The 8,242-nt window shown below is 41.7% G+C and carries 8 protein-coding genes; 3 read left to right on the top strand and 5 right to left on the bottom strand.

Annotation, left to right across the window (positions count from 1 at the left end):
• Nucleotides 1-40: 40 nt before the first annotated feature.
• The 3 genes from blaOXA to grpE all read right to left on the bottom strand — a co-directional run bounded on the left by blaOXA (nt 41) and on the right by grpE (nt 3,639).
• Nucleotides 41-865 (bottom strand): OXA-211 family carbapenem-hydrolyzing class D beta-lactamase, encoded by an 825-nt coding sequence (gene blaOXA, locus PVW46_RS01335; protein WP_274574057.1) that lies wholly within the window; start codon nt 863-865, stop codon nt 41-43.
• Between the two features lie 114 nt (nt 866-979).
• Entirely contained in the window at nt 980-2,920 is a 1,941-nt protein-coding gene (dnaK, locus tag PVW46_RS01330) for a molecular chaperone DnaK (protein ID WP_114837303.1), read from the bottom strand.
• A 119-nt stretch (nt 2,921-3,039) separates the two neighbouring features.
• Nucleotides 3,040-3,639, bottom strand: coding sequence for a nucleotide exchange factor GrpE (gene grpE / locus PVW46_RS01325; RefSeq protein ID WP_338020514.1), 600 nt, complete (start codon nt 3,637-3,639; stop codon nt 3,040-3,042).
• Nucleotides 3,640-4,470: 831 nt separating this feature from the next.
• Here grpE and PVW46_RS01320 point away from each other — a divergent pair.
• The gene (locus tag PVW46_RS01320) at nt 4,471-4,740 is read left to right on the top strand and encodes a hypothetical protein (RefSeq protein ID WP_274574047.1); all 270 of its coding nucleotides are present in this window, start codon (nt 4,471-4,473) and stop codon (nt 4,738-4,740) included.
• A gap of 135 nt (nt 4,741-4,875) precedes the next feature.
• Here PVW46_RS01320 and PVW46_RS01315 read toward each other — a convergent pair whose 3' ends face one another.
• The gene (locus tag PVW46_RS01315) at nt 4,876-5,424 is read right to left on the bottom strand and encodes a hypothetical protein (RefSeq protein WP_058870664.1); all 549 of its coding nucleotides are present in this window, start codon (nt 5,422-5,424) and stop codon (nt 4,876-4,878) included.
• A gap of 199 nt (nt 5,425-5,623) precedes the next feature.
• Here PVW46_RS01315 and PVW46_RS01310 point away from each other — a divergent pair, with 199 nt between their 5' ends.
• Nucleotides 5,624-6,697, top strand: a complete 1,074-nt coding sequence (locus PVW46_RS01310; RefSeq protein ID WP_274574046.1) for an alpha/beta hydrolase — start codon at nt 5,624-5,626, stop codon at nt 6,695-6,697.
• 47 nt (nt 6,698-6,744) lie between these two features.
• On the opposite strand, the gene PVW46_RS01305 is transcribed toward PVW46_RS01310, so the two are convergent.
• The gene (locus PVW46_RS01305) at nt 6,745-7,413 is read right to left on the bottom strand and encodes an acetoacetate decarboxylase family protein (RefSeq protein WP_058870666.1); all 669 of its coding nucleotides are present in this window, start codon (nt 7,411-7,413) and stop codon (nt 6,745-6,747) included.
• Between the two features lie 84 nt (nt 7,414-7,497).
• Here PVW46_RS01305 and PVW46_RS01300 point away from each other — a divergent pair, with 84 nt between their 5' ends.
• On the top strand, nt 7,498-8,079 hold the full coding sequence (locus tag PVW46_RS01300) for a peptidylprolyl isomerase (protein WP_443137029.1): 582 nt from the start codon (nt 7,498-7,500) through the stop codon (nt 8,077-8,079).
• Nucleotides 8,080-8,242: the final 163 nt, after the last annotated feature.

Raw genomic sequence — 8,242 nt, 5'->3', positions numbered from 1 at the left:
AATACCTTTACAACATAAAAAATGCGTCTTCTCTGTGGGCTTAAATTATTCCCAGTGCTGTCAGACTTTGTTTGACCAGTTGCTCACGCTCGCTGGCTGAAATCCCTGTTTTCATATGCATATTCAAAGCAAAATACACTTTTTCACCTGTTGCTGTTTCGACCCAGCCTGTCCACCAGCCCACTTGCGGTTCTAAGTCCATGCCCCAACCAGATTTGGCGTAGAGTTTATAATTCGGTTTTTGTTCAATCAGCAGCATGTCTTGTACTGCATGTTGTACATCGGGTTTAAAAGCGAGTTGTGTATTGGCCAGCTTCTCTACAAAAAGGATTTCTTGAACAGGCGTAATTTGCAGTGGACCGACTAACCAAAAATTATCGACAACGGTGCCAATCTGTTGATTGCCATATCCAATGCGCTGTACTTCTTTTTTCATCAGGTCTAGGCCAATGCGCCGTGCTAGCTCCTGATAAACGGGAACGGCAGATGCTTGCATGGCTTGCCCTAAAGTCATGTCTTTTTCCCAAGCAGGGAAGCTGCGCTTTTGACCATCCCATTTAAATACCTCGGTGCTGGTTGCTTTACCATGTTCTAGTCCGATTAAGGCATTCAGCATTTTAAAGGTAGAGGCGGGTACATAGGGTGTCTGAGCACGGCTCAAGTCATTGCCGTAGCTGTGTAAGCCATGTTTATCTTTAATGACAATCACCCCAGTGGTTTGGAGTTGATTGAAGGCTTGTTGGATCTGCTGCTGAGCACTTTGTTGCTGTTGGTTTTTAGCTGTTTCTACGGAGGGGCTTATTGTGGTACATGCAGAACCGAAGGTAGTAATGAGGACGATGAGGCCCAACTGTACAGTTTTCATTGAAGGCTGAGATCTAAATTTTTTATCAGCCTAAGGTAAAAGTGGAATGTGAAACAACAATATTTAGGTAATAAAAAACCGCGCTTTCGCGCGGTTTTTTATTAAAGAGACAAATTATTTTTTGTCATCTTTTACTTCAGTGAACTCAGCATCTACAACGCCATCGTCCGCTTTTTGTTGTTGACCAGCGTCACCACCGAATGCATTCGGGTCGAACCCTTCAGCACCGCCTTGACCTTGAGCAGCTTCATAAGCGCGTTGCGTGATCGGCATGATGATGTTTTGAAGTGCTTCAGTTTTCGCTTTGATGTCTTCTACATCATTTTCTTTAGTTGAAGTTTCAAGCTCAGCGACTGCAGTTTCAACAGCAGTTTTTTCATCGCTTGTTACTTGCTCGCCTAGATCTTTCACCGCTTTTTGAGCAGAAGATACCAATGCATCCGCTTCGTTACGTGCTTTCGCAAGTTCTTCGAACTTACGGTCTTCTTCAGCATTCGCTTCAGCATCTTTGATCATTGCTTCGATTTCAGCATCAGACAAACCTGAGTTTGCTTTAATCTGGATGGATTGCTCTTTACCCGTGCTCTTATCTTTAGCCGATACTTTTAAGATACCGTCAGCGTTAATGTCGAACGATACTTCAATTTGTGGCACACCACGTGGAGCAGGTGGAATGTCGCCTAATTGGAAGTTACCTAACAATTTGTTTTGCTGTGCCATTTTACGTTCACCTTGGAACACAGAAATGTCTACAGCAGGTTGGTTGTCCGCAGCAGTTGAGAACACTTGAGATTTCTTAGCAGGAATCGTGGTGTTTTTCTCAATAATTGCTGTTAACACGCCACCCATGGTTTCGATACCAAGTGTCAACGGAGTAACGTCAAGAAGAAGTACGTCAGTTTTGTCACCAGACAATACCGCACCTTGAATTGCAGCACCCATTGCTACCGCTTCGTCAGGGTTCACGTCTTTACGTGGTTCACGGCCGAAGAACTCTTGTACTTTTTGTTGTACAAGTGGCATACGAGATTGACCACCCACCAAGATTACGTCAGAGATGTCGCTTGTTGAAAGACCAGCATCTTTAAGCGCAATGCGGCAAGGTTCGATTGTACGTTCAACTAAATCAGCCACTAAACCTTCAAGTTTTGCACGTGTTACGTTAATCACTAAATGTTTAGGACCAGTCGCATCAGCCGTGATGTACGGAAGGTTAATTTCAGTTGCATTTGACGAAGAAAGCTCGATTTTTGCTTTTTCAGCTGCTTCTTTCAAACGTTGTAATGCAAGTGGATCTTGTTTCAAGTTGAAGTTTTGTTCTTTCTTGAACTCTTCAACCAAGAACTCGATTAAAGCGTTATCGAAGTCTTCACCGCCAAGGAAGGTATCACCGTTAGTTGATAACACTTCGATTTGTTGGTCGCCATCAAGATCAGCGATTTCAATGATAGATACGTCAAAAGTACCACCACCTAAGTCATAAACTGCAACTTTACGGTCGCCTTCTTTTTTGTCCATACCGAACGCAAGTGCAGCAGCCGTTGGTTCGTTGATGATACGTTTAACTTCTAAACCTGCGATTTTACCCGCATCTTTAGTTGCTTGACGCTGTGCATCGTTAAAGTAAGCAGGAACGGTAATCACCGCTTCAGTTACTGTCTCACCTAAGTAATCTTCTGCAGTTTTCTTCATCTTTTTCAAGATTTCAGCAGAGATTTGTTGTGGTGCAAGTTTCTTGTCGTTTACTTCAACCCAAGCATCACCATTGTCAGCTTTGATGATTTTGTAAGGGACAAGACCGATGTCCTTTTGAACCGCTTGGTCTTGATACTTACGACCGATCAAGCGTTTGATTGCGAATAATGTGTTTTTAGGGTTAGTCACTGCTTGACGTTTTGCAGACTGACCCACCAAGATTTCGCCATCTTTATACGCAATAATCGATGGTGTTGTACGTGCACCTTCAGCGTTGTCGATCACTTTAACTTTGTCGCCTTCAAGTACAGCGACGCAAGAGTTTGTTGTACCTAAGTCAATACCAATGATTTTAGCCATTTGGATGATTCCTCAAAAATTTTTGCAATGTTTTTGCTTGTTATTCGATATGAGAGCCGTTCAATTTTTTTCAAGTGATAATCAAGAAAAAATTTTACAAACTCTCGAATTTATAGAGTTTATGCGCCAACCATGACCATTGCTGGACGAAGCAAACGACCATTTAAGGTATAACCTTTTTGTAATACCGTTCCGATCTCGTTGGCTTTCGCATTTGGATCAATCCCGACTGCTTGATGCAAGTCCGCATTGAAACCATTTGCTGTATCAACTGCGACCACACCAAATTTTTCCAGTGCAGTCAGTAACGATTTCAACGTCAGTTCCACACCTTCAAACATTGGTGTTTTTTCCTCACCCGATGCGCTAAGGGCACGTTCTAAATTATCCACTGAGTCCAGTAACTCTTTTGCGAATTTTTCGAGAACGGTGTCTTTATGCTTCTCTGATTCACGTTGAATACGCTCTACACTTTTTTGTGCTTCGTATACAGCATTTGCAGTGCGGGCTTTTTCAAGCTTTAAGCTTTCTTCAAGATTGGTAATTTGGGCTTGTAAATCCTCAACTGAAACTTCAGCTTGCTCCGCTTCAGCTTGAGTTTGCGCTGTTTGTGAATCCGCTTGCTCTTGCCCTAGATCTTGAGCTTCTTGATTGTGCTCAGTCGCCATTGATTTACTCCGTTTAAATGGGTTTTTAAACATGTACAGTCCTTCAGGCATCAGTGTTAACTGGGTTAATCTGAACTGCCATGCGTTATTGAATTCAGGATTACTACAAAAGATCGGGGCAACAGCCAAAAATTCAAGCGGCTTCAGTGATTAATTCATGTATTTTTGGTAAAAAATTGCTGAAATCAGGCTTTCTAGGTGCTTATTCTATCCGAAGGTCCATTTCCAATTCTGCTTGAGTTTTTTTATGTTGAAAAAGGCTAATCGTTACATTGAATTATTTTAATTAAATTTATCTGTTTTACTAATTTTTCGCTTGACCACATAATGAGTTCATCAGCGGTGATCATACTTTGTGGAGAGAGCAAAGTATGGTGACTGCGACCTATTTGCATAGCTTGGGGAAACCCTCTTAATTTAGAGATTTAGGTTTTTGAATAGTACGTCTCCCAAAAGTACTCTATTCGGTGCAAAGGTATAATGCTGTCAGAGTGATTCGAGCTTTGCACTCAAAATTCGATTTTTAAGGCTGTGGTTTCTTTATTTTTGTATGCTTTCTCGAGCTTAATCCGCTTTGGGTTAAGCTTTTTTTTGCTTAAACTTTAAAAATAACATTATTTAATCGTGTATCAGCATACAAGAGTTCTGCAATACTGAAGAGTTGATGGTCTAAGCATAGAGTTCCTATTTATGCTGCTCACCGAAGAAAGAAATAATGCAGAATCAGCATATTAACTTGAGCTGCTGTGGAGATGTAGTGCTAAGGCGGTATTTGTACCCAATTAATAAAAAATTGCACAAGTTGTACTCGAGTCTGCAAAAACTACAACTCAGAACGTGTGTAAAAGTTTTCGGATTTGACAAAGATAGGCAGGGCAAAGTTTGGCTTTGCTATTTTTGTATGATGTAAAAGGAAATGAAAGAATGTTAAATAAGAAAACTGCATTAGTGTCTCTAGCGCTTTTAGGTTCAGCATTTGCCATCGTGGGCTGTAGCTCAAGTGAAACCAGTACTGCACCTGAGTCCGCTCAAGTGACCACTGCACCAGATGCAACTGCAACCGTTGAGGGAAGTGCTGGAGTCGAGGTTCAAGCAGATCCTGCGGCTCAGATTGAACCCATCCAATCTACACCTGCGACAACACAACAATAAAACTTAAAAGAGAACTTCTCTTACATTCGCTTTGTTAAAGACCTTCACAGGATGCCGTGAAGGTCTTTTTTAGGGAGTAAATAACTCAAGCTGTTCAGCCGTCTTATTTCATCAGTCTGATGTGCGATGACGATTTTATCGCTCTTGACGTGAGTTATCCCAACCTCTGTTTTGATTGTGGTGTTGATCATCGGGACGTTGCTTACGATCGTTATGGGATTGTTTGCGTCGATCTTCAGTTCGTTGACGCTCTTGCTCACGACGTTGGCGTTCGGCATTTTGTCGTTGCTGACGTTCAGTATCATAACGTTTGCGTTCTTGGTTTAATCGCTCTTGATCACGCTTTTTCTGTTGCCAGTCTTGATGACGTTGATTAGCGATCCGTTTGCGCTCAGCTTCAATACGTTGCCGTTCTTGTTCGCGGTTTTGGCGTTCCCATTCAGCATGTCTTTGGCGGTTTCGGTCTGCCTCGCGACGTTCGCGTTCAATGCGGTTTTGTCGTTGTTGGTATTCCCAGCGTTGGCGGTCTCGTTCACGTTCATAGCGATCATGCTGGTCGTAGCGTCGATCATCATAATCATAGCGGTGGTCGTAGCGTCCGTCATAATAGCCATCCTCAGGAAAAGCCACACAACCAACAAACAAGGTGCTGATGAGTGAGAGGAATATTATTTTTTTAGTCATGGCAGGTCTCCTTCATAAAAACGGAGTAGCAAAACACTCCTAAATCGGCATAAAAATTGTCAATGACAAGCTCTTAAAAGAAGATTAGCGTATAGGACGTATTGCTATGTATCTTGATGTGAAGACTTATATAAGAGAATGGTCACGTAAGTGCTGATCATGTAGAGAATATGAAGAACGATAAAAGGATATTATTGACATGGGCGTGTTGAATCAAACTTTACAACAATGGGTGGAACAAGGCCAAGGCAGTGCGGCACGAGTGATTGATCGCTTGCCGATAGTAGCACAAGAAGGCTTGGTTAAAGCGCTGGGTTATCCTCACCAGTTTGAACAATTAGATCCCTTTATCAAATGCTTAATGGCAGCTCAATATAAGCAAGGCAAATCGGGCTTTATTTTTGAAGACTATCATCGTTCTCGTAAATTGTTTGATCATCAAATTCAAATGTTGACCGCGAAACCCAGCGCGGTAAAACAAGTGGAAGATTTACGTCTACCTTTACAAAGTGGAACTGTATTTGCGCGGCATTATCATCCTGCACCGAATAAGAAACTTCCGATGTTGGTGTTTTATCATGGCGGCGGCTTTGTGGTTGGCAGTCTCGACAGTCATGATGAAGTCTGTCGCTTACTGGCGATCCATGCCAAAGTACAGGTGCTCAGTATTGATTATCCTTTGGCACCAGAAGTTGGCCCGCATTTATTGATTCAATCTTGTGAAGATGCTTTGGCTTGGGTCTATCAAAACCGTCGTCAGTTCAAAATTTTGAAAAACCGAATTGCGGTGGCAGGCGATAGTGCAGGTGGCAATATCAGTGCCGTGGTGGCGCAGCGAACTGCTGCAAAAGCTTATGCGCCAAGTGCACAATTGTTAATTTACCCCGTGGTCGATTTCAAAAGTCGCCATCCATCGTTCTTTGCTTATAAAGATGGACTGACCTTAACGGGGCAAGATGTCGATAGAGTGACCTCGTTGTATGCTGAACAACATCAGGTAGCTCTGGATGATCCTATTGTTTCGCCGACTTATGGCGTATTAAAAAGTGTCGCACCCGCTTTTGTCATCACCGCAGGTCATGATTTATTGCATGATGAAGGTGAAATTTATGCCATCAAATTAAAGCAGCAGGGCAATAAGGTTTATTATCAGAATTATCTAGATCAACCCCATGGCTTTGTGAACTTCACCATCATTTCTCGTCGGGCAAAAAAAATCACCATAGAAATGGCAAAGAATTTTAGAAAATTTTGGGATAAGAATGCCAAATAAAGATGCATGAATTTTCAAAAGAATGTTTCACGTGGAACATTCTTTTTTTATTTAGAGCGGATTTTGGCTTCTGGAAAAACAAGCTGAAAGCTTGGGACATAAAAACTTTGTAGAGCCTTGGCCTGTCCAAAGTCTGGAAAGAGGGTGGTATGGTTTTGCCATTCAAATTTTTTCAGTTTCATTAGCTTCGCGCGAAACTGTGGAGAAAACTCATAACGTTGACCTTGCCACGCTTGCTGTATTTTGAGCATGGAACGTGGAATGTGATGACTATTAATATAAAACGGACGTGCTTTTTTACATTGGGTGAGTGTTAAACACAAGGTTTGGTCTTGAGTGCTGACTTGACATTGTGTTGTTTCGTGCTGCGTATGCCAGTCAAACTGAGCGAACTCTTTCGGAATACCCCAAAGCTGTTGACCATGTTCAACTGAAATCTGTGTAGATACATAAATTTTAGGAATCGAGCTTAAACGCCGTTTGCTCAGTAAAGGATGGTCAAGCAAAAGCAGTTCATCATAAGGTCCAACAGGAGATTGATGATAACGCACCAACATGACTTGAACCACACGACCAATCGGGGAAGGAGCGATACGAAACGTTTTATATTGCCGGATAAATTGCGGACTGATCCAATAATTCAAAATAAAAGCTTCACCTTGTAAATGCCAAGGCGGAAATTGACTCAATTGAGACAGGGCTAAAGCTTCATTCATCGTTATTCTCGTTTTCTTAGAAGAAGTAGTGTTTTATTTATACTGAACGATTAATATACCGAAATCTAATAACATCTGAATGCTGTGAGTAACGAAATGTTAAAGAAGAGTTTAGTTGCAGTGGCGGTTACATGTATGAGTATGGCGGTCATGGCAAATAACACGATTGTTGAAATGAAAACATCAATGGGCAACATCGAAATTGAACTGTTTAATGATAAAGCACCAATCTCAGCAAAAAACTTTGAAGACTATACGAAAGCTAAGTTTTATAACGGCACGATCTTTCATCGCGTCATTCAGGGTTTCATGGTGCAAGGTGGGGGCATGACTGCTGACCTTGTGGAAAAGCCAACCCGACCAGCCATTCAAAATGAATCAAGTAATGGTTTATCGAATAAACGTGGCACTTTGGCGATGGCACGAACCAACCTACCGCATTCTGCAACCAGTCAGTTCTTTATTAATGTGGTGGATAATAACTTTCTAGATAGAAGTACCAATAACGCAGGTTATGCGGTTTTTGGTCAGGTCACTAAAGGTATGGATGTGGTAGATAAAATCACTAAAGTACCGACAGGACGTGCAGGGCCACATCAAGATGTACCGAAACAACCTGTTAAAATTCTCAGTGTGAATATTAAAGCAGCAGCAGTGCAAAAGTAATGAAAAAAGAGAGCAGAAATATTAAATCTATATTTCTGCTTTAAAATTATTGAGTTAGGCGTAAGGTTGTATGTTTTTGAACCTTTTTAGTGCATAAAAATACAACACCCGATAAAACAACCAGTTAAAAGCACTTGCAAAGCTTTAGAAATCCTCTAGAATG

The sequence above is a fragment of the Mameliella sp. AT18 genome (assembly GCF_028807275.1).
GTDB classification, from domain to species: Bacteria; Pseudomonadota; Alphaproteobacteria; order Rhodobacterales; family Rhodobacteraceae; genus Antarctobacter; species Antarctobacter albus.
This window is presented reverse-complemented; position numbering and strand designations above follow the sequence as displayed.

Excerpts from the sequence above, each read along its gene's own strand:
- blaOXA (WP_274574057.1), bottom strand. The coding sequence starts at position 865 with ATGAAAACTGTACAGTTGGGCCTCATCGTCCTCATTACTACCTTCGGT.
- dnaK (WP_114837303.1), bottom strand. The coding sequence starts at position 2,920 with ATGGCTAAAATCATTGGTATTGACTTAGGTACAACAAACTCTTGCGTC.
- grpE (WP_338020514.1), bottom strand. The coding sequence starts at position 3,639 with ATGCCTGAAGGACTGTACATGTTTAAAAACCCATTTAAACGGAGTAAA.
- PVW46_RS01315 (WP_058870664.1), bottom strand. The coding sequence starts at position 5,424 with ATGACTAAAAAAATAATATTCCTCTCACTCATCAGCACCTTGTTTGTT.
- PVW46_RS01310 (WP_274574046.1), top strand. The coding sequence starts at position 5,624 with ATGGGCGTGTTGAATCAAACTTTACAACAATGGGTGGAACAAGGCCAA.
- PVW46_RS01305 (WP_058870666.1), bottom strand. The coding sequence starts at position 7,413 with ATGAATGAAGCTTTAGCCCTGTCTCAATTGAGTCAATTTCCGCCTTGG.